We start from the raw sequence: 20,611 nt of genomic DNA, 5'->3' as shown, positions 1-20,611 counted from the left end.
ATGGTCCATGCCCCCGAGCGCCCCGCCCCCGGTGCGCCCCCGGTCCGCATCAACCTCTACTCCGACACGCAGACGCGCCCGACGCCCGCGATGAAGGCCGCGATGATGGAGGCGGAGGTCGGCGACGAGCAGCACGGCGACGACCCGACGGTGCACGCCCTTTGTGACCGCATGGCGAAGCTGTTGGGCAAGGAGGCGGCGATGTTCCTGCCCTCCGGGACCATGTGCAACGTCGTCGCCCTCAACACGCATTGCCGCAACGGCGACGAGGTGGTGGCGCACGAGAGCGCGCATATCCTGACGAGCGAGGGCGGCAGCCACGCGGCCATCGCGGGCGTGCAGATCAACCCGCTGCGCGGCTCGCGCGGGATGTTCGACGCCGATGCCCTGCGCGGCGCCATCCGCTCTCGCAGCCGCTACGCCCCGCCGCAGACGCTGCTCGAGATCGAGCAGACTGCGAATACCGGCGGTGGCGCGGTCTGGCCGGTGGCGGTGCTGAATGAGCTGACGGAGATCGCGCACGGCCAGGGCTGGTCCACCCACATGGACGGCGCCCGGCTGATGAATGCCTGCGTGGCCAGTGGCGTGCCGGCCGACGAGATGTGCGCGGGCTTCGACACGGCCTGGCTGGACTTCACCAAGGGCCTCGGCGCGCCGCTCGGCGCCGTGCTGGTTGGGTCGGAAGAGTTCATCGGCCGTGCCTGGCGCTGGAAGCAGCGGCTCGGCGGTTCCATGCGGCAGGCCGGTATCTGCGCCGCCGCCTGCCTTTACGCTCTGGACCACAATGTCGGCCGGCTGGCGGATGACCACGCCAATGCCCGGAGCTTCGCCGCGGGCCTTCGCCAGATCGAGGGCATGTCGGTCGAGGAACCCGACACGAACCTCGTCTATTTCGACCCGACCGCGGCGGGGATGGCGCCGGCAGCGCTACAGTCGGCGTTGCTGGCGGAGGGTATTTCGGTCAGCGCCCTCGGTGGGCGCCTACGGGCCTGCACGCATCTCGACGTTCAGGCGCCGATGATCGACGAGGCGCTGGAGGCCGTGCGCCGCATCCTGCGGCACTAGGCGCGCGCCATCTCCGCGGCGAGGCGCAGCGCGGCTTCCACGGTGGCCGCGCGAACCGCGGCGCGGTCGCCGGGGAAGACGTGGCGCTGCACCTCGGAGCGGCCGTCGCGGCGGGCGGCGCCGATGTAGACGAGGCCCACCGGTTTCTCCGCACTGCCGCCGCCGGGCCCCGCGATGCCCGTCGTGGAGACGCCGATATCGGCCCCGCTCTCCCGCGCCGCGCCCTCGGCCATCCGGCGGGCGCAGGCTTCGGAGACGGCGCCGACGCTGGCGAGGACCTCCTCGGGCACGCCGAGCATCCGCGTCTTCATGCCGTTGGAATAGGTGACGAAGCCGCCGACCACGGCATCGGACGATCCTGGCACGGCCGTCAGCGCGCCGGCGACGAGGCCGCCGGTGCAGGATTCGGCCGTGGCGATGGTCAGGCCGTGCGCGCGGAGGAGTTCCAGCAGTCCGGCCGCTGCCTCGTAGCCCGCTTCTGGCATCAGACCTCTCCCAGCAGGAAACGCGCGGCCAGCAGCACCGCCGCTGCGATCAGCCCCGCCAGTACGTCGTCGAGCATCACACCCAGGCTCCCTTCCATCCGGTCGGCCCAGCCGACGGGGCCGGGCTTGACGATATCGAGGGCGCGGAAGAGCGCGAAGGCGGCCAGCACCCACCAGAAGGAGGCGCCGTCCGCGAGGGCGGCGAGCGCGAGGCACTGTCCGGCCGCTTCGTCCGCCACCACCCAGCCAGGGTCGGTTCGGGCCTCGGGCAGGGTGGAGATGGCCCAGTGGCCGGCGACCGCGAAGCCGATGCCCAGGGCGAGGCACCACCAGGGCCCGAGCAGCGCCGCCGGCAGCACGACGAGCGATCCCCAGGTGCCCGGCGCCGGACGTAGCCGCCCGATGCCGAGCAGGCTCGCCACCGCGATGGCTGGCGACATCAGCGGATGGCTTCCAGAAAGCGATCCAGCGGTTCCGCCACCTCGGGCTCGTTCAACGTGGGGGCGTGGCCGGCGCCGGGCAGGCTCACCAACTCAAGGTCCGGCTTGTCCCGCACCATGGCGCGCACGGTGTCGGCGGCCAGGAACTCGCTGCTTTCGCCCCAGACGAGCATGCCGGGGATGGGGCGCAGGCCCCGGAAGACGGGGCCGAGGTTCAACTCGCCGCCGCCTGCCTCCATCGCCTGCTGGATGCGCGTGTCCCAGCGCGGGTGCAGGCGGCCGTCCGGGCCGGGCTTGTAGGTGAGCGCCGCGAAGTGCCGCCAGGCGTCCTCGTCGGGGAGGGGGATCAGCGGCATGACGCTCCGCAAGTAGGCGACGGCCTCTTCGATCCGCTCGAAGCCAGGGTCGTAACCGGCGAAGCCGCCGACGAGGCCAAGCCCGCGCGGGTCGATCTTCGGCCCGATGTCGTTCAGCACCACCGCGCGCAGCAGCGTCGGGCGCAGCACCGAGAGCACCATGGTCATGATGCCGCCGAAGGAGGTGCCGACCACCGCCGCGCGCGAGACGCCGAGGGCGGCGCAGGCGTCCAGCACGTCGCCGACGGCCTTTTCGGGCCGGTAGCGGGAGAGCTCGGGCGCGCGGTCGCTGTCGCCATGGCCCATGTATTCGAGGGCGATGATCCTCCGCCTGCCGGCGTGGCGGGCGGCGAGGCCTTCGTAGTCCCAGGCCGTGCGGCAGATGCCGGTGAGGAGGAGGAGCGGCGTGCGCCGCGCGTCCCCCTTCCATTCAAGTGCGCTCAGCCGCAGCCCGTCCCGCGCGCGGACGCGATGCTGGATCGGCGTCAAGGAGCGGCCATCCAGCGGCGGAGCGGGTGCGGCAGGGCGGCCGTCGAGGGATCGCGCGCGCGGTAGACCACCGTGTTCTCCACCACCCGCTGCACGTAGTTCCGCGTCTCCGAGAAGGGGATCAGCTCGATCCAGTCGATCACGTCCAGCCCCCCTTCGCCCGGCGTGCCATAGGTGGCCAGCCATTCCCCAACCCGCGCGGGGCCGGCGTTGTAAGCGGCGGCGGCCAGGGCAAGGTTGCCGCCGAAGCGCTCCATCTGGTCCGCCAGGTACTGCGAGCCGAGCCGCATGTTGTGCGCGGGATCGGTAGTCAGCCATCCCGGCTGGTGCGGGATGCCCAGGCGGCGGGCCACCCCGGCGGCGGTGGCCGGCAGGAGTTGCATCAGGCCGCGCGCGTTGGCGGAGGAGACCGCCTCCGGGTCGAAATTGCTCTCCTGGCGGGCGATGGCGTTGACGATCGCGGGCTCCAGCGCGCCGGGCGGGGCAGGGTAGGGGGCGGGCCAGCCGTCCGGCAGCAGCATCACCCCGTCCGCGCCGGCGCGACGGGCGATCCAGACCGCGAAGTCCGGGCGGCCGAACGAGGCGCCGAGACGGGCGATGAGCAGGCGGTCCGCGGCGTCCGGCGAGAGTTCCTCCATCCGCAGGAGGAAGATGCGGGCGCGGCGGGCATCGCCGAGATCGGCGAGTGCGGCGGCCGCCGCCGCCAGTTCCCGCTCGGGGAAGATCGACGCGGCCTCGGCTGTGGGCTGGGGCGGCGTGGTGGCCCCGATGCGCGCTGCAAGACGTGCCTCGTCCTCCCCCAGCGCCAGGGCGCCGAGTTGGCCGTAGAAGGCGGTGCCGAGCTGCGCGGCCTCGGCGTAGCGCGTCCTGGCGCGGGCTGCGTCGCTCGCCTCCAGCGCGCGTCCCTGCCAGTAGGCGGCGCGGGCGCGGGTGATGATGCTCGCGCTGCCCTCGGCCAGGGCGGTGAAGTGGCGGAGGGCGGCGGAGGCGTTGTTCAGGCGCCGGAGCGCGATCCAGCCGGCGAGGAACTCCGCCTCCTGCCGCGGCTCGCCGGAGACCTGCCCGTGCTCGGAGGCCACCTGATAGGCCAGCCGGTCCCCGCCCTGGCGGAGGAGCTTGCGGGCGAGGATCTGGCGCTCTGCCCAGATCGTCTTCGCGCCCTCCGGTGACAGGTCGCGCTGGAGGGGCGTGGCGGCGGCCCAGGCGGCGGCGGCCTCGGCGTCCCGATCAGCCCGGCGGAGCATTCGCGCGCTGGCGGTGAGCAGGCCGAGGTCGTCGGACTGGGTGAGCGGCACCGCCGCTTCACCGGCCATGGCGAGGCGCGCATCGGCCAGGCCGCGGCGGGAGGGATCGACCCAGACCGCTGCCCGCCCGGCATCCGAGAGGTCACGCGAGAGGAAGAGGCGGTCGAAGCGGCGCCAGCGGTCCTCCGCGGTGAGGATGGCGGCATTGCGCTCGGCAAAGCCGGCCTCGGCCGCGGCATCGCCGAAGCCCCCGGCCCAGGCGGCGCGGAGGATGGTGGCGGCCTTCCCCGCGTCCCCCGAGCGCGTCAGGGCATCGGCGTGGCGCTGCGCGCCGTCGAGCGTCATCGCAGCGTTGCGGGCGAAATGGGCGAGGGCGCGGGCATCGTCGGGATCGGCGGCCAGCGCCTCCTCCGCCCGGCGGTTCATCGTCTGGGGCAGGGGCCAGTCGGGGTTGGCGGCTATCCATGCCGCCAGTTCCGCCCCCGTCCCCTGTCCGCGCTGCTGGAGGCGCAGCCAGAGGGCGATCTTCGCCACAAGCGGGTCGGCCTGGGCCGCCGCGGCCTCGGCGGCGGCGTAACGCCCCGAATTGGCCAGGGCGAGCGCCGTCCGCCCGGCGTTGCGCTGCACCTCCCCCGCCCAGGGCTGGGCCGAGACGGGCATCGCGAGGGAGAGGAGGAGCAGGGCCGCGAGCGGCCTGGGGCGGAGAGGCATGGCCAACGTTTCTAGCGCGTCCCGAAGCGCGCTGTCCCGTGCCGCCTTGGCCCTTGTTCTGCCGTGGGGCTCCGCGTAAGCCGGGGGAGGCTGGCGCGGGGGGCGCCGGCACCCCACATCACCCCACTCCCCGCCGCCAGGAAACGCCAGATGTTCAAGGGTTCGCTCGTCGCCCTCATCACGACCATGACGCAGGACGGCAAACTCGACGAGCGCGCCTTCCAGGACCTCGTCGCCTGGCAGGTGGCCGAGGGCACGCAGGGGCTCATCCCCGTGGGCACCACGGGCGAAAGCCCGACCCTCTCCCACGAGGAGCACCAGCGCGTGGTGGAGATGTGCATCGAGGCCGCGGGCCGGAAGGTTCCGGTGATCGCCGGCGCCGGCTCGAACAGCACGGCCGAGGCGGTGGCGCTGGCGCAGCACGCGAAGCGGGCAGGGGCTGACGCCGTGCTGGTGGTCACGCCCTACTACAACAAGCCGACGCAAGAGGGACTTTACCTCCACTTCAAGACGATCGCGGACGCCGTGGACCTGCCCATCATCATCTACAACATCCCGCCCCGCAGCGTGGTGGACATGAGCGTGGAGACGATGGCGCGGCTGGCGAAGCACCCGAACATCGTCGGCGTGAAGGACGCGACGGCGAACCTGACGCGCCCGCTGCATACCCGCGCTGCCTGCGGCCCCGAGTTCTGCCAGCTCTCGGGGGAGGATCACACGGTGCTGTCGTTCCTCGCAGCCGGCGGCGTCGGCTGCATCAGCGTCACTGCCAACATCGCGCCGCGCCTGTGCCGCGAAATGCACGACGCCTGGGCCGAGGGCCGGCTGGCCGATGCGATGGCGATCCAGGACCGGCTGGTTCCCGTACACGATGCCATGTTCTGCGAGAGCTCGCCCGGCCCCGTGAAGTTCGCGGCGAGCCTTCTCGGCAAGGGCACGGATTACTGCCGCCCGCCCCTGGCGCCCATCGCCGAGGCCTCCCGCACGCGCGTCCGCACCGCCCTCAGCGGTGCCGGGCTGCTGAACTGAACCCATGGCAGAACCGAAGAAAAAGAAGACCCTGATCAGTCACGGCGTCGCCGCGCAGAATCGCAAGGCGCGCTTCGACTACAAGATCCTCGACACCTACGAAGCCGGCATCGCGCTCGTCGGGCCGGAGGTGAAGAGCCTGCGCGCCGGCCGCGCGACGCTGACCGAGGCCTGGGCCGGCGAGCGCGACGGGGAGATGTGGATCTTCAACCTCTACATCCCCGAGTGGCAGGCCGGCAGTGTCGTTGCCAAGTTTGAGCCGCGGCGGCCGCGCAAGCTGCTGCTGCACAGGAAGCAGGCCGAGACGCTGGCCGGCGCCATCTCGCGCGAGGGCGCCACGCTGGTGCCGCTCGATATCCACTTCAACGACCGCGGCCTCGCCAAGCTCACCCTCGGCCTGGCCGAGGGCAAGAACAAGGCGGACAAGCGCGCCGCCATCGCCGACCGCGAGTGGAAGCGCGACAAGGCCCGTGTCATGCGCGACAAGGGCTAGCGCGCACCCCTCAGGCGGCGTCGATCCCGACGGGGCGGCCCTCGACGCGCGTGGTGTGGCTCACCGGCTCCAGCCCCGGCTTGCGGGTCTCGTCTGTCGGGCGGATCCTCACCGGCACCGACTTGGCTGCGGGCGTCTTGGAATGCTCGTCGTGGTGCGTGACGGGCATCAGCGGGTTCATCTCGGGGTAGTAGGCGCCGAGGCAACCGTCGGGCAGCGAGAAGGGCATGACCACCAGACCGTGCACCTCGCGTTCGATCCCGTCCCCCGCATCGCTGACGAGCGAGACGACCTGCCCCTCGTGCAGCCCGGCGCGGCGCATCTCCTCGGGGTTGATCAGCATCACGTTGCGCGTGCCCTCGATGCCGCGTAGCCGGTCGCTGTAGCCGTAGATGGTCGTGTTGAACTGGTCGTTGCTGCGCATGGTGATGAGGCGGTAGCGGCCGGGCGCGTCCTCGAAGCCGGTGGAGGACATCACCTTCGGCGGGGTGAACATCGCCTTGCCGGCTTCGGTCTTCCAGATCCGCTCGCGCGCGGAATTGCCGCGGTAGAAGCCGCCGGGCGTGAACTTGCGCTCCTCGAAATCGTGGAACTCGTCCGGGTAGGTCTCGGCGATCTGCTCGCGGATCCGGGCGTAGTCGGCCACCCACTCGTCCCATTTCACATGCGGGTTCGGGGCGAGGGTCGCCTTCGCCAGGCCGGCGACGATGGCCACTTCGGAAAGCAGGTGTTCGCTCGCCGGCACGCGCTGGGCGATGGAGCCATGAATACAGCTGAAGGTATCCTCCATCGTCACGGTCTGCGGCCCGCTCGCCTGCACGTCCTTCTCCGTCCGGCTGAGGCAGGGGAGGAGGTAGGCGACCTCGCCGTTCACGAGGTGGCTGCGGTTGAGCTTGGTGGCGACCTGCACGGTCAGCCGCAACCGCGTCCAGGCCTCCTCCATCCGGTCGCGCTCGGGGATGGCGCGCAGGAAGTTGCCACCCAGGCCGATGAAGGCCTTCAGCTCGCCGGCGAGGACGCCCTTGCAGGTGGCGACCGTGTTCCTGCCCTCCTCGCGCGGCGGCTCGAAGCCGAACTGCTTGGCCAGCCGATCGAGCGGCACCAGCTCGGGCTTCTCGGAGATGCCGACGGTGCGCTGGCCCTGCACGTTGGAATGCCCGCGCACGGGCGAGATGCCGGTGCCGTCCCGCCCGATGTTGCCCTTCAGCAGCAGCAGGTTGACGAACATCGTCACGTTCTCGAAGCCGTGCACGTGCTGGGTCAGGCCCATGCCGTAGATGCCGATCACGCGGTCCGCCTCGACATAGACCTGCGCCGCGCCCTCGATGGCCTCGCGGGTGAGGCCGGACTCCGCCTCGATCCGCTCCCAGGGCGTGGCGCGCACCTGAGCCTCAAACTCTTCCAGCCCTGTCGTGTGCTGCTTGATGAAATCCGCGTCCAGCACGCGGCGGCCGGTCTTCTTCGCCTCGTCGTCGGCGGCGAAGACGTGCTTGCACATGCCCATCAGCACCGCGATGTCCCCGCCGGGACGAACCTGGTGGTACTGGCTGCTGATCTTCGTCGCCTTGCCCGTGAGCATCTCCACCGGGCTCTGCGGGTTGGTGAACAGCTCCAGCCCTTTCTCCCGCACGGGGTTGAAGGTAACGATCGGCACGCCGCGCTTGGCGGCTTCCTGCAGCGGGTGGAGGAAGCGCGGGCTGTTCGAGCCGGTGTTCTGGCCGAAGAAGAACATCGCGTCGCAGTTGGAGAGGTCCTGGAAGACCACCGTGCCGACGCTCGCGCCGATCACCTTCTTCAGCGCCACCGAGGTCGTCTCGTGGCACATATTCGAGCTGTCGGGCAGGTTGTTGTGGCCGTAGAGCCGGGCGAAGAGGGCGTAGAGATAGGAGGTCTCAAGGCTCGCGCGGCCGGAGGAGTAGAAGACGGCCGACTTCGGGTCGATGCCCCGCAGCTCGCGCCCGATCGCCTCGAAGGCTTCCTCCCAGGCGCAGGGGACGTAGCGGTCGGTCGCGCGGTCGTAGCGCATGGGGTGTGTCAGGCGGCCGGTCTGCTCCAGGTCGTAGTCCGACCAGCCGCGCAGCTCCGTGACGGTGTGCTCCGCGAAGAACTCGGGCGTGCAGCGGCGCGTCGTCAGATCCCAGAGCGTCGCCTTCGCGCCGTTCTCGCAGAACTCGAAGGCGTGGTAGTCGGCGGGCTTGGCCCAGGAGCAGGAGACGCACATGAAGCCGCGCGGCTTGTTCTGCCGCGCGAGCGTTTCCATCACCGCGGGGGTGTTCCACTCCTCGCCGAAGATGCGGGCGATGCCCCGGAGCGAGCCCCAGCCGCCCGAGGAGCCGTCGTAGTGAACCGTCTCGTCCTGGTCGCTCATCCGGCTGCCCCACCCGTTCCACCAGCGGCCGTGCCGCTTGCCGCCGGAGGATGGATCCTCCGGTCAGGTCGGCAACGTCGAGGGGGTGGGCGCGTTTCCTGCGCCGTGGCCGGATCCGCGCCAGGGGCAAGGGCGCGCGCGATTCCACGGGATCGTTGCACGAGTGGATGACTGTTTCTTCACGCGCAGGACATGGGCTGCGCGCCCGTGGCGTTGCCCCGCTACTCCGCGGGAACCGGGTTCGCCACCTCGCCGCCCGCCCCCCGCCTCGAGCGCAGCCGATCGAGGGCGATGTAGACGGCCGGCGTGGTGTAGAGCGTCAGCACCTGCGAGACGATGAGCCCGCCGATGATTGCGATGCCCAGCGGCGCGCGAAGCTCCGACCCTGTGCCCGTGCCGAGCGCCAGCGGCACCGCGCCGAAGAGGGCCGCGAGCGTCGTCATCAGGATCGGCCTGAAGCGCTCGCGGCAGGCGGCGAGGATCGACTCCTCGCTCGTTCCCCCGAGCTGCCGCTCATGTTCCAGCGCGAAGTCCACCATCATGATGGCGTTCTTTTTGACGATGCCCAGCAGCAGGATGACGCCGATCAGCGCGATCACCGTCATCGGCGTGTCCGTGACCAGCAGGGCCAGCAGCGCCCCGAGCCCGGCTGTCGGCAGGGTGGAGATGATGGTCAGCGGGTGCACGTAGCTCTCGTAGAGCACCCCGAGCACGATATAGATCGCGAAGAAGGCTCCAGCGATCAGCAGCGGCATGTCGCGCGAGAAGGCCTGCGCCGCCGCCGCGTTCCCGCCGAACTGCGGCCGGATGCTGCTGGGCATGTGGATCTGGGCCTGCACCTCCTCGATCTTCTGCCGCACCTCCTCCACGCTCAGGCCAGGATCGGGGTTGAAGGAGATGGCCGCCGCAGGGAACCCGCCCTGGTGCGTGACGGCGAGCGGCGCCGAAGCCGGCACGACCCGCGCGAGGGCCGAGAGAGGCACCTGCGTGGTCCCCTGGCCCGGCACGAAGATGCGGGAGATGTCGTTCGGTCCCTGCTGGAGCGAGGGATCAACCTCCAGCACCACCCGGTACTGGTTCCGCGCGCGATAGATGGTCGAGACCTGGCGCTGGGAGAAGGCGTTGTTCAGTGCCGCGTCGATCTCAGTCTGCGTCACGCCGAGGCGCGCGGCGGCGGCGCGGTCCACCTCCACGCGCGTCACCAGCCCCGCGCGATCCTGGTCGCTGGTCACGTCGTTGATCCCGGGTACGGCGCGGAGCGCCTGCACCATCGTCTGGGACCACTGGCGCAGCTCCTCCACGTCGTTGCCGAGCAGCACGTAGGAGAAGCTGCCGGAGTCCTGGCGCCCGCCGATCCGCACGTCCTCCTGGCCGCGAAGGAAGACGGCCGCGCCGGGGATGCGGCCCAGCGGTGCGCGGAGACGTGCGATCACCCCTTCGACGTTGATGCCGCGCTCGGCGAGCGGCTTGAGGGTAATGTAGATTTGCCCCCGGTTCGCCGCGCCCTGGCCGCCATTCGAGCCAACCGTCGCGCCGACGCTCTCCACCGCCGGATCGGCGGCGATGATGGCTACGACCCGCCGCTGAAGTGATTCCATCGTGGCGAAGGAGGTGTCGGGAGCGGCCTGGGTGCTGCCCGTCATCAGCCCCGTGTCCTGGCTGGGCAGGAAGCCCTTGGGCACGATGACGTAGAGCCAGACCGTCAGCGCCATCAGCGCGATGGTGGCCAGCAGCATGCTCCACCGGAAGCGCAACAGCCAACCGAGGCTGCGGATATAGCCATCCACCAGGGCCGACAGCCCGCCCTCGAAGGCGCGGGCGAGGCGGCCGGGCGGCTTCTCCGGCCCGCCCCGCTCCATCCAGGCCGCCATCATCGGCGTCAGCGTGAGGGAAACGACGCCGGAGATGCCGACCGCAACGGCGAGCGTCACCGAGAACTCACGGAAGATGCGGCCGATGATCCCGCCCATGGCGAGCAAGGGGATGAAGACCGCGATGAGCGAGACGGTGATGGAGAGGACGGTGAAGCCGATCTCCTTCGCGCCCGCGAGCGCCGCCTCCAGGGGAGCGAGGCCGCGCTCGCGGTGGCGCGCCATGTTCTCGATCATGACGATGGCGTCGTCCACCACGAAGCCGACGCAGATGGTCAGAGCCATGAGGGAGAGGTTGTTCAGCGAGTAGCCGATCCACCACATCACGGCGACGGTGCCGAGCAGCGAGAGCGGCACGGCGGCGCTGGCCGCCAGCACCGGTGCCCAGCGGCGGAGGAAGACGGCGACGACGCCCACGACGAGGCCGATGGTCAGGGCGAGCGTCGTCCGCACCTCCTCCACCGAGGCGCGGATGGTCACGGAACGGTCGCTCACCACCTCGATCCGCGTGCCGGCGGGCACCCAGGACTGCACCTCCGGCAGCATGGCGCGGATGCCGTCCACCACCTCGATCACGTTGGCCTCGGCCTGCTTCATCACCACGAGAAGGATGGCCGGGCGGTTATTGAACCAGCCGGCCTGGCGGCGGCTGCGCACGCCGTCCTCGACGCGGGCGAGCTGATCGAGCCGCACGATCGTGCCGTTCGCGGATTTCACGACGACGCCGCTGTAGGAAGCGGCATTGCCGATGCGGTCGTTCGTCTGGATGGCGGCGTTCTGCTCCGGCCCCTCGATGAAGCCGGTGGCCTGCGTCACGTTGGCGCCGGTGATGGCGGTGCGGATCGCATCCAGCGAGACGCCGGCCGCTGCCGCCGCGGCCGGGTTCACCGCCACGCGCACCGCCGGCTGGTCGCCACCGTTTACCGAGACCTGCGCGACCCCCGGCACCTGGGCCAGGCGCTGCGCGACGAGCGAGTCCGCGGCGTCGTAGACGGCGGGGCCGGTGATGGTCTCGGAGGACATGGCGAGGATCATGACCGGCGCATCGGCCGGGTTGATCTTGCGGATGGTAGGCGGCGTGGGCAGCCCCGAGGGCAGATCCTGCCGCGCACCGTTCACGGCCGCCTGCACGTCCCGCGCCGCGCTGCGCTGGGTGCGGGAGAGGTCGAACTGGATGATGACGACCGTGCTGCCGAGGGAGGAGTAGGAGGTCATCTCCGTCACCCCCGGTATCGTGCCGATCCGCCGCTCCAGCGGCGCGGCGACGGTCGCGGCCATCGTCTCCGGGCTCGCGCCCGGCTGGCTGCCGGTGACGACGATGGTCGGGATGTCCACGCGCGGCATGGCGGCGATCGGCAGGCGGAAGAGGGCCACCAGCCCGATGAGCGCGATGCCGACCGCGAGCAGCGAGGTCGCGATGGGCCGCGCGATGAAGGGGCCCGAGATGCTCATTGCGGGGCCCTCACTCCGCCGGCACGGCGGCCGGGCGCCGTTGCAGCCGCGCGCGGACCCATTCAAGCGCGAGATAGACGGAAGGGGTGGTGAAAAGCGTCACGAGCTGGCTCAGCAACAGCCCGCCGACGATGGAGACGCCGAGCGGTAGGCGAAGCTCCGACCCCGCGCCGTGCCCGAGCACGAGCGGCAGAGCGCCCAGGAGGGCGGCGAGCGTCGTCATGGTGATCGGGCGGAAGCGGAGCAGCGCCGCCTGGGTAATGGCCTCCCTCGGCGCCATCCCGTGTTCCCGCTGCGCGTCGAGGGCGAAGTCGATCATCATGATCGCGTTCTTCTTCACGATGCCCATCAGCAGCAGGATGCCGATGATCCCGACCACCGAAAGGTCGAGGTCGAATAGCTGAAGGGCCAGCAGCGCCCCGATGCCGGCGGAGGGCAGGGTGGAGAGGATCGTCAGCGGGTGGACGAGGCTTTCGTAGAGGACGCCTAGAGTGATGTAGATCACCACCACAGCCGCCAGGATCAGCCAGGGCTGGCTGCGGAGCGAGGAGCTGAACTCCGCGGCGTCGCCTGCGAAGCGGCCGGTGATGGTGGAGGGCACGTTGAGCTGCCGGAGCGTCCCCTCCACCGCCGCGACCGCGCCGCCGAGGGAAACGCCCTCCGCGAGGTTGAAGGAATAGGTCACGGCGGAAAACTGGTTCTCCCGCGTCACCTGCAGTGGCCCCGAGGCGCGGCCGATGCGCGCGACCTCGGAGAGGGGCACGACGGTCGCCGTGCCGTTGGTGCTGCCAGCCACCCGCAGCAGGCCGAGGCGGGTGGGATCGGCGAGGAAGTCGGCCGAGGCTTCGAGAATGACGCGGTACTGGTTGTTCGCGGCGTAGATGGTCGAGATCTGGCGCTGGCCGAAGGCGTCGTAGAGCGCGTCGTCGATCACCTGCATGGTCACGCCCAGCCGCCCGGCGCGGGCGCGGTCCACGTCCACGGTCAGGCGCAGCCCCTGCTGCTGCTGGTCGCTCGAAAGGTCGCGCAGCTCCGGCCGCTGGCGCAGGGCGGCGAGGATGCGCGGCGACCAGGCGTTGAGGGTCGCCGCATCGGCATCCACGATGGTGAACTGGTACTGCGTCGTGCTCGCCCGCGCGCCGATCTGGATGTCCTGCACGGCGGAGGGATAGCTCACGATCCCCACGATGTCGGCGAGCCGCGGCGAGAGGCGGGCGATGATCTCCTGCGCGGTCTCGTCGCGCTCGTCGCGCGGGCGCAGCACCGCAGTCACGCGGCCGCCGTTCAGCGTCGCGTTCACCGTGCCGGCACCAACCACGGAGGTGACCGAGAGAACCGCCGGGTCCGCCCGCACGGCATCCGCGACCTGCCGCTGGAGGGCGGACATGCGGGAGAAGGAGACATCGCCCGGCGCCTCGGTGGCGATCTGGATCAGCCCCGTGTCCTGTGCCGGCAGGAAGCCCTTGTCGATGACGACGTAGAGCCAGCCCGTCAGCACCACCGTGCCGAGCGCCACGAGCAGGGTCAGGGCCTCGAAGCGCAGCGTGACCGCCAGCGCCCGGCGATAGGCGCCGAGCAGGGCGTCGAAGACCCGGTCCGCCGCCCGCGCGACCCGGCCCTTCTCCTCGGCAGCCGGGCGCAGCAGCAGCGCGCACATCATGGGCGTGAGCGTGAGGGAAATCACCATGGAGACGAGCACGGCGGCCGTCAGCGTCTCCGCGAATTCCCGGAACAGGCGGCCGACCACCCCCTCCATGAAGAGCAGCGGGATGAAGACGGCGATGAGGGAGACGGTGAGCGAAACGATGGTGAAGGCGATGCCCTTCGCGCCGGCATAGGCGGCGGGGAGAGGAGCCATCCCCTCCTCGATGTGGCGGACGATGTTCTCGATCATGACGATGGCGTCGTCCACGACGAAGCCCGTCGCAATCACCAGCGCCATGAGGGAGAGGTTGTCGAGCGAAAAGCCCAGCCAGGACATGACGGCAAAGGTGCCGATAAGCGACAACGGCAGCGAGACCGCCGGGACGATGGTCGCGCGGCCGGAGTGCAGGAACAGCCAGATCACCGCCACCACCAGCACGGTGGAGAGCACGAGCGTCAGCTCCACCTCCCGCACGGAGGCGCGGATCGTCTCCGTGCGGTCGGAGACGATGGACATGCGGATCCCCGCGGGCAAGCCGCGCTCGAGGTCCGGAAGCTGGGCGCGGATGCGGGTGACGGTATCGACGATGTTGGCACCCGGCTGGCGCTGCACGTCGAGGATGACCGCGGGCTCCCCGTTGAACCAGGCGGCGTTGCGGTCGTTCTCCAGCCCCTCCACCGCCTCACCGAGGTCGCGCAGGCGAATGGGGGCCTCGTTGCGATAGGTCACGATCACGTCGGCGAAGGCCGCGGGCGTCGTGATCTGATCGTTCGACATGATGGTCGAAGCCTGGCGCGACCCGTCGAGCGAGCCCTTCGGCGTGTTCGCGTTGGACGAGGTCACGGCCGTCCGCACGTCGGCCATGGAGAGGCCGTAGCCGGCCAGGCGCGCGGGGTCGATCCTGAGGCGCACGGCCGGGCGCATGTTTCCCTGCACGGTCACGCGCCCGACGCCCGCCGACTGCGCCAGCTTCTGCGCGAGCAGCGTGTCCGCCGTGTCCGAGAGCCGCGCGATCGGCAGGGTGTCGGAAGTCAGGGCGAGGGTGATGATGGGCGGGTCCGCCGGGTTCACCTTCGCGTAGAGCGGCGGGTAGGGAAGGGTGTTCGGCAGCGTGCCCCGCGCGGCATCCAGCGCGGACTGCACGTCCTGCGCGGCCTCGTCGAGATCCTTGTCCAGCGCGAACTGCAGCGCGATCCGGCTCGTCCCCGGGCCGGAGGTGGAGGTCATCACCGAGACCCCCGCAATCTGCCCGAGCTGCCGCTCCAGCGGCGCTGTGACCAGCAGGGCCACGGTATCGGGGGAGGCGCCGGGAAGCTGGGTGGACACCTCGATCGTGGGGAAATCCACCTCCGGCAAGGAGGAGACCGGCAGGCGCAGGTAGCCCCAGAGCCCGACCAGCAGCACCGCGATCGACAGCAGCGTCGTCGCGACCGGCCGGGAGATGAAGGGGGCCGAGATGTTCAATTCGGTGATCCCGCGGTCGGCTGGGCATCGGCCGTCCGCCGCGGGCGCGGTCCGGCGGGCCGCGTGGGCGCCGTGTCATCGGAAAGCGCGACGGTGGTCCCCGCGCTCAGGCGCAGGCCACCGGAGGTCACCACCCGCTCTCCGGGGCGCAGGCCGGACTGCACCACGGCGTCGGACAGCGTCATCTGCCCGACCGTGACCGGCCGCTGCTCCACCGTGCGGTCCTCCTTCACCACAAAGGCGTAGGTGCCGTCCGGGCCGCGCTGGATGGAGACGAGCGGCACGACGGTCGCCTGCGGCACCACCTCGATCCGAAGGCGCAGGTTCACGAAGGCGCCGGGCCAGAGCACGCGGTCCTCGTTCGGGAAGGTGGCCTTCGCCTTGATCGTGCCGGTGGTGGGGTCGACGGCGTTATCCACCGTCAGCAGCGTGCCGCGGGCGGTGGGCGCGTTGCCGGGGCCGGGCAGGGTCTCGACCGGCACGGGGCCGGCGGCCATGGTCCGCAGCAGCCGCGGCAACTCCTGCTGCGGCAGGGTGAAGGTGACGCCGATGGGTGCCATCTGCGTCACCGTGACGATGCCGTTGGTGTCCGAGCCCCGCACGATGTTGCCGGGATCGACCTGGCGGATACCGACCCGGCCGGCCAGCGGCGCCTGGATGGTCGCGAAGCCGAGCTGCGTGCGGGCCTGCTCGATCGCGGCATCGTCCTGGCGCACCTGGGCCTCCAGCATGGCGACCTGCGCGCGCTGCGTGTCGAGCTGCTGGCGCGTGACGCCGGCGCCCTGGGCGAGGCCCTGGTAGCGCTGCAGGTCCACCCGCGCGTTGGCGAGCTGCGCCTGGTCGTAGGCGCGCTTGCCCTCGGCCTGCTGTAGCGCGGCCTGGGCGGCCCGGTCGTCGACGCGGGCCAGCACGTCACCCTTGGCGACCTCCTGGCCCTCGCGGAAGTTTACCTCCATGAGCTGGCCGTCGAGCTGGGTGCGGACCACCACGCTCTCGAGCGGCACGACGCTGCCGAGCGCGTCCACGGTCAGCGCCACGTCGCGCTGCGCCGCCTCGGCGACCGTCACCGGAACGGGGACACCGCCACCCGGACGGCGGCCGCCTGGTCCTCCCCCGGCGCCGGCGCGCTGCCGCCCCGGGCCCGGCCCGACGGCACCGCCCTGCTGCCCCTGGGCCCCGGCCTGGTCTTGCGCCGCGGAGGGATCGTTGGCGCCCCGGTGCTCCCACCACCACCAACCCGCGCCGCCGGCCCCTGCCAGCAGCACGAGGGCCAGGAGCCATCCCGAAATACGCCTCATCGGCTCCCCCCCGACACGCCCACTCCCGCCGGGGGAGTGGCCGATGAAATCCTGATCGCGCCGCCCCCGGAGACGCCCGGACCCCAGCCGCCGCCGAGCGCCCGGAAAAGCCCGACCGCCGCCTGGAAGCGCTGCAGCCGCCCGCGGGAGAGATTCCGGCGGGCCGTGAACAGCGTGAGCTGGGTGTTCAGCAGCGTGATCAGGTTGATGATCCCGCCCCGAAGCTGCTCCTCCGCCACCGAATAGGCCCGCGCCGCCCGCCGCTCCGCCTCAGCCAGCAGGCGCTCCTGCTCGGTCGTCTCGCGCAGCGCCGCCAGCGCGCTCTCCACGTCCGAGAGGGCGGAGAGGATCGCCTGGCGATAGGCTGCCAGAAGCTCCTCCGCCTGGGCGCGGGAGAGGGCGATGCGGCCGCGCGTGGCGCCCGCGTCGAAGACGGTCTGCACGAGGTTGGCCGCGATGCTGTAGAACTGCGCCTCCGGCCGCAGCAGCGTGCCCAGCAGCGCCGACTGGAACCCGCCCTGGGCCGAGAGGGTGATATTGGGATAGAGGGCCGCCCGCGCTACCGCCACGTCCGCATTCGCCGCCGCCAGCGCCGCCTCCGCCGCCAGCACGTCCGGCCGCCGCGCCAGCAGGGCGGAGGGCAGGCCGGGGGCGGGGGAGGGGATGTCGAGCCCCTTGAAACCCTCCCCGATCACGTCAAGCTCGGTCGGCGCGAGGCCGATCAGCACGGCCAGCGAGGCGGTGTTCTGCGACACCGCCTGCCGCAGCGGCGGAACCGCCGCCTCCTGTTGGGCCACCACCGTCTCCTGCTGGGCGAGGTCCAGGCCGGTCGCGGTGCCGGCGGCCACCTGCTGGCGGATCACGTTCAGCACCCGGCGCGCGGCGGCGAGGTTCGCCTCCTGGATGCGGAGCGAGTTCCGCGCCTCGAGAATGGTGAAATAGGTGTTCGCGACCGAGGCCTCGGTGGTCAGCAGCACGGTGCCGAGGTCGAAGCGCTGTGCCTGGGCGGCGAGGAGCGCCGCCTGCAAGTTGTTCCGGTTCTGCCCCCAGAGGTCCAGCTCGTAGGAAGCGGCGAGGTCGGCCGAGTAGCGGCGGATGGCGGCACCGCCCTGGCCGGTGCGGCTCCGCTGCGTGCTGCCGCCCGCCGTCACCTGGGGAAGCAGCGCCGAGCCCGCGATCTGCGCGGAGGCATCGGCCTGGCGCACGCGCGCTTCCGCCTGGGCGAGGTCGAGGTTCTGGGAGGCGATGCGGCCCATCAGCCGGTCCAGCTCCACGGAGCGGAAGCCGCGCCACCAGTCGGGGTCGGGCCAAGTGGCCCTGGCGTCCGGCGGGGCCTCGCGAAAGCGGTCCGGGCCGCTGGCGATGCCGGGGATCGCGTCGGGTAGCAGCGCGCAGCCGCCGGGAAGCAGGCCCAGGATGGTCCCGAGCATGATCTGGCTGGTGCCCCGGCGCGTCGCGCGGGGGGGCAGGGTCACTGACATCTCGTCTTGCACGCCCGTATAGTAGGCGGGAACCGGGTCGGACCCCATGCCTCGTTACCCTTCGCCACTGATGCGGCGGGAATGCCGCCCCGGCGCGGCAGGCCTGCCACAGGCCGCCCCGCCGCGCCGTATCATGGGCCGGCTTTCATCTCTCTTGATGGCCTTGGCCTCGTCACTGGTCCTCGCAGCCTGCGCCGGGGCGCCCGTTGCGGAGCCCGACACGATCATCGTCCAGGTCCCCGGTGCGGACGGCAGCCCGCGGCCGATCCCCGCCCGGATCTGCCTGCCCGGCGGCAGCGGCCCCGCACGACTCGTCGTCGTCAACCACGGTTCGCCCGGACAGGCGGCTGCGCGCCGGCGCTACGGGCTGCTGAGCTGCGACTCCTCCGTTGCGCGGCACTTCCTCGCCCGCGGGCAGGCGGTGCTCGCGCCGCTCCGCCGCGGCTATGGCGCCGATACCGGCTTCATGGAGGGCTACGGCCCTTGCAATGCCCCCAACTACGCGGCCGGGGCGCGCGAGACGGCGCGCGACATCCGCGCCGCCATCGCCGCGGCCCGAGGAATGCCGGGGGTTGCCCCCGACGGCATCGCGGTCATTGGCCAGTCGGCCGGGGGCTGGGGCGTGCTGGCCCTCGCGGCCGACCCACCGCCCGGCGTCTCCGCCATCGTCGCCGTCGCGCCGGGACGGGGAGGGCGGCGAGACGACCTGCCGAACAACAATTGCGCGCCGGAGCGCCTCGTGGCCGATGCCGGGCGGCTGGCGGCGCAGGCCCGGCCGGGCGCCCTGCCGCTGCTCTGGATCCATACGCCCAACGACACCTTCTTCGGGCCGGAGCTGGTGGCCGAGATGCAGGCCGCCCATGCCCGCGCCGGCGGCCGTTCCACCCTCCTGCAGCTTCCCGCCTTCGGCACGGACGGGCATGACATGTTCTATGCGAGGGCCGGAGAGCCGGTCTGGGGCCCCCCGGTCGACGCCTGGCTCGATTCGCATCCATGACCCCGACTTCCCGTTGCATCCGCGCGCCAGCAAGGGCACCTCATGACGCCATGACCGACAGCAACACGCCCGCCGGCAAGCCCGAGGGCCTCCTTGAGGGCATCAAGGAAAAGCTCATCCGCACGAAGCAGCGCTGGGCCGAGGAGGGCCGGCTGCTGACCGGCACCGCCGGCGACCCCGACCAGGACCGCCTGCCGCCCGGCCAGCGCCTGGTGACGGACTGGCCCGTGCTCGACCTCGGCATCCAGCCGGCCGTGGCCGAGGCGGCGGCGCGGCTCGACATCGACGGGCTGGTGGGCAACCCGCTCTCCCTCTCCTGGGCCGAGCTGATGGCGTTGCCGCAGGAGGAGCGGCGGAACGACATCCACTGTGTCACCCAGTGGTCGCGCTACGACAACGACTGGCGGGGCATCGCGATCATCGACCTCCTCGCGCAGGCCGAGCCGCGCCCCGAGGCCCGCTTCGTCACGATGGAGTCGCATGACGGCTACACGACGAACCTGCCGCTGGACGACCTCGCCCGCCCGGAGAACCTCCTGGCCACGCACTGGGAGGGCAAGCCGCTGAGCCGCCAGCACGGCGGTCCGCTGCGCCTCGTGGTGCCGCACCTCTATCTCTGGAAGAGCCCGAAGTGGATCCGGCGGATCACCCTGATCGCCGAGGACAAGCCTGGCTTCTGGGAGGTCCGCGGCTATCACGACCGTGGCGATCCCTGGCGGGAAGAGCGCTATTCCTGAGCCCGCGGGGCAGGGGGATACGCTCGTCGCCATCGGCGCCAACCTGCCGGGAAGCGATGGTGCGGCGCCGCTTGCCACCTGCCGGCGCGCCGCGGCGGCCCTGGACGGGCTGCTCGGCCTCTCCCTCGTCGCGGTCTCCCGCTGGTGGGAAACGGCGCCCGAGCCGCCGGACCCCGGCAGCCCCTGGTACGTGAACGGCGTCGCCCGGCTTCGGGGCGCGGCGGAGCCGGCGGCGCTGCTGCGGGCGCTGCAATCCATTGAGGACGCCGCTGGGCGGGTGCGGCCCTATCCCAACGCGCCGCGCACGCTCGACCTCGACATCGTGGCCATGGGCGGGCTGGTCCGGGCGGCGCCGGACCCGGTGCTGCCCCATCCGCGCGCCCACCTGCGCCGCTTCGTCCTGGTGCCCCTGGCGGAGGTCTGGCCGGACTGGACGGAGCCGGCGAGCGGCCGTAGCGTATCCGAAATGCTCCGCTCCCTGCCGGACGCTCCCATGCGCCCGGCCGGATAGGGCTGGCCTTGCCTTTGGAACGGCGGCTCTCTATGTCATCCCTTCGCCCCGTACACAGCTTAGGGAGTCCGCCATGGCCCGCGTCACGGTCGAGGACTGCATCCTTCAGGTTCCCAACCGCTTCGATCTCGTTCTTCTCGCCGCGCAGCGCGCCCGCGCCATCTCGCGCGGCGACGAGCTGACGGTCGATCGCGACAACGACAAGAACCCCGTTATCGCGCTGCGCGAGATCGCGGACCAGACGGTCGAGCTCGGTGGCCTCGAGCAGGACATCATTAAGTCCCTCCTGCGCGCCCCGGAGCCGGAGCCCGTGGAGGAGGAGGTGATCGACCTCATCGCCACCGACGAGAACATCTTCGGCGTCATGGACGTGACCGAGGAGAGCGCCGGCGAGGCGGGCATGCAGGTCGAGGATATGTCCGGCGACGACCTCGAGGCCGCCATCGCGGCCGAGCTGGGCGGCCGCCGCTGACCG

At 71.5% G+C, this 20,611-nt stretch carries 16 protein-coding genes; 7 read left to right on the top strand and 9 right to left on the bottom strand.

Annotation, left to right across the window (positions count from 1 at the left end):
• Complete coding sequence (locus BO39_RS06260) at window positions 1-1,065, top strand: threonine aldolase family protein (protein ID WP_043831145.1); 1,065 nt, start codon at window positions 1-3, stop codon at window positions 1,063-1,065.
• Here BO39_RS06260 and BO39_RS06255 read toward each other — a convergent pair.
• Genes BO39_RS06255 through BO39_RS06240 form a run of 4 tightly spaced genes read right to left on the bottom strand, consistent with a single transcriptional unit; the run spans window position 1,062 to window position 4,790 of the window.
• Window positions 1,062-1,550 carry a CinA family protein gene (locus BO39_RS06255; RefSeq protein ID WP_043831143.1) on the bottom strand — a complete coding sequence of 163 codons (489 nt, stop codon included), beginning with the start codon at window positions 1,548-1,550 and terminating at the stop codon, window positions 1,062-1,064. The two genes, BO39_RS06260 and BO39_RS06255, sit on opposite strands and share 4 nt — an antisense overlap.
• Window positions 1,550-1,990 (bottom strand): phosphatidylglycerophosphatase A family protein, encoded by a 441-nt coding sequence (locus BO39_RS06250; protein WP_043831141.1) that lies wholly within the window; start codon window positions 1,988-1,990, stop codon window positions 1,550-1,552. The genes BO39_RS06255 and BO39_RS06250 overlap by 1 nt, the downstream gene beginning before the upstream one ends.
• Window positions 1,990-2,835 (bottom strand): alpha/beta fold hydrolase, encoded by an 846-nt coding sequence (locus BO39_RS06245; protein ID WP_043831140.1) that lies wholly within the window; start codon window positions 2,833-2,835, stop codon window positions 1,990-1,992. The genes BO39_RS06250 and BO39_RS06245 overlap by 1 nt, the downstream gene beginning before the upstream one ends.
• The gene (locus BO39_RS06240; RefSeq protein WP_043831139.1) at window positions 2,832-4,790 is read right to left on the bottom strand and encodes a lytic transglycosylase domain-containing protein; all 1,959 of its coding nucleotides are present in this window, start codon (window positions 4,788-4,790) and stop codon (window positions 2,832-2,834) included. The genes BO39_RS06245 and BO39_RS06240 overlap by 4 nt, the downstream gene beginning before the upstream one ends.
• 150 nt (window positions 4,791-4,940) lie before the next feature.
• Between BO39_RS06240 and dapA the strand changes: the two genes are divergently transcribed.
• Entirely contained in the window at window positions 4,941-5,819 is an 879-nt protein-coding gene (gene dapA, locus BO39_RS06235; protein ID WP_043831137.1) for a 4-hydroxy-tetrahydrodipicolinate synthase, read from the top strand.
• Window positions 5,820-5,823: 4 nt separating this feature from the next.
• Entirely contained in the window at window positions 5,824-6,312 is a 489-nt protein-coding gene (gene smpB, locus BO39_RS06230) for an SsrA-binding protein SmpB (RefSeq protein ID WP_043831135.1), read from the top strand.
• A 10-nt stretch (window positions 6,313-6,322) separates the two neighbouring features.
• Here smpB and BO39_RS06225 read toward each other — a convergent pair whose 3' ends face one another.
• The 5 genes from BO39_RS06225 to BO39_RS06205 form a co-directional block, all read right to left on the bottom strand.
• On the bottom strand, window positions 6,323-8,680 hold the full coding sequence (locus BO39_RS06225) for an FdhF/YdeP family oxidoreductase (RefSeq protein WP_043831133.1): 2,358 nt from the start codon (window positions 8,678-8,680) through the stop codon (window positions 6,323-6,325).
• 221 nt (window positions 8,681-8,901) lie between these two features.
• Window positions 8,902-12,003 (bottom strand): efflux RND transporter permease subunit, encoded by a 3,102-nt coding sequence (locus tag BO39_RS06220; RefSeq protein WP_043831131.1) that lies wholly within the window; start codon window positions 12,001-12,003, stop codon window positions 8,902-8,904.
• 10 nt (window positions 12,004-12,013) lie between these two features.
• Window positions 12,014-15,112 carry an efflux RND transporter permease subunit gene (locus BO39_RS06215; RefSeq protein WP_043831129.1) on the bottom strand — a complete coding sequence of 1,033 codons (3,099 nt, stop codon included), beginning with the start codon at window positions 15,110-15,112 and terminating at the stop codon, window positions 12,014-12,016.
• Window positions 15,109-16,410 carry an efflux RND transporter periplasmic adaptor subunit gene (locus BO39_RS06210; protein ID WP_156963529.1) on the bottom strand — a complete coding sequence of 434 codons (1,302 nt, stop codon included), beginning with the start codon at window positions 16,408-16,410 and terminating at the stop codon, window positions 15,109-15,111. The genes BO39_RS06215 and BO39_RS06210 overlap by 4 nt, the downstream gene beginning before the upstream one ends.
• The gene (locus BO39_RS06205) at window positions 16,407-17,885 is read right to left on the bottom strand and encodes an efflux transporter outer membrane subunit (protein ID WP_245614999.1); all 1,479 of its coding nucleotides are present in this window, start codon (window positions 17,883-17,885) and stop codon (window positions 16,407-16,409) included. Before BO39_RS06205 ends, BO39_RS06210 begins: the two co-directional genes overlap by 4 nt.
• A 169-nt stretch (window positions 17,886-18,054) precedes the next feature.
• Between BO39_RS06205 and BO39_RS06200 the strand changes: the two genes are divergently transcribed.
• From BO39_RS06200 to rpoZ, 4 genes are all read left to right on the top strand, one after another.
• Complete coding sequence (locus BO39_RS06200; RefSeq protein WP_169742733.1) at window positions 18,055-18,888, top strand: alpha/beta hydrolase family protein; 834 nt, start codon at window positions 18,055-18,057, stop codon at window positions 18,886-18,888.
• 50 nt (window positions 18,889-18,938) lie between these two features.
• Window positions 18,939-19,625, top strand: coding sequence for a sulfite oxidase-like oxidoreductase (locus BO39_RS06195; RefSeq protein WP_043831128.1), 687 nt, complete (start codon window positions 18,939-18,941; stop codon window positions 19,623-19,625).
• Window positions 19,591-20,136 carry a 2-amino-4-hydroxy-6-hydroxymethyldihydropteridine diphosphokinase gene (gene folK, locus BO39_RS06190; protein WP_245614998.1) on the top strand — a complete coding sequence of 182 codons (546 nt, stop codon included), beginning with the start codon at window positions 19,591-19,593 and terminating at the stop codon, window positions 20,134-20,136. Before BO39_RS06195 ends, folK begins: the two co-directional genes overlap by 35 nt.
• 73 nt (window positions 20,137-20,209) lie before the next feature.
• Window positions 20,210-20,608 (top strand): DNA-directed RNA polymerase subunit omega, encoded by a 399-nt coding sequence (rpoZ, locus tag BO39_RS06185; RefSeq protein ID WP_043831126.1) that lies wholly within the window; start codon window positions 20,210-20,212, stop codon window positions 20,606-20,608.
• Window positions 20,609-20,611 lie beyond the last annotated feature (3 nt).

The organism is Roseomonas aerilata DSM 19363 (assembly GCF_000711725.1).
In the GTDB taxonomy this organism is placed as follows: Bacteria; Pseudomonadota; Alphaproteobacteria; order Acetobacterales; family Acetobacteraceae; genus Roseomonas; species Roseomonas aerilata.
This window is presented reverse-complemented; position numbering and strand designations above follow the sequence as displayed.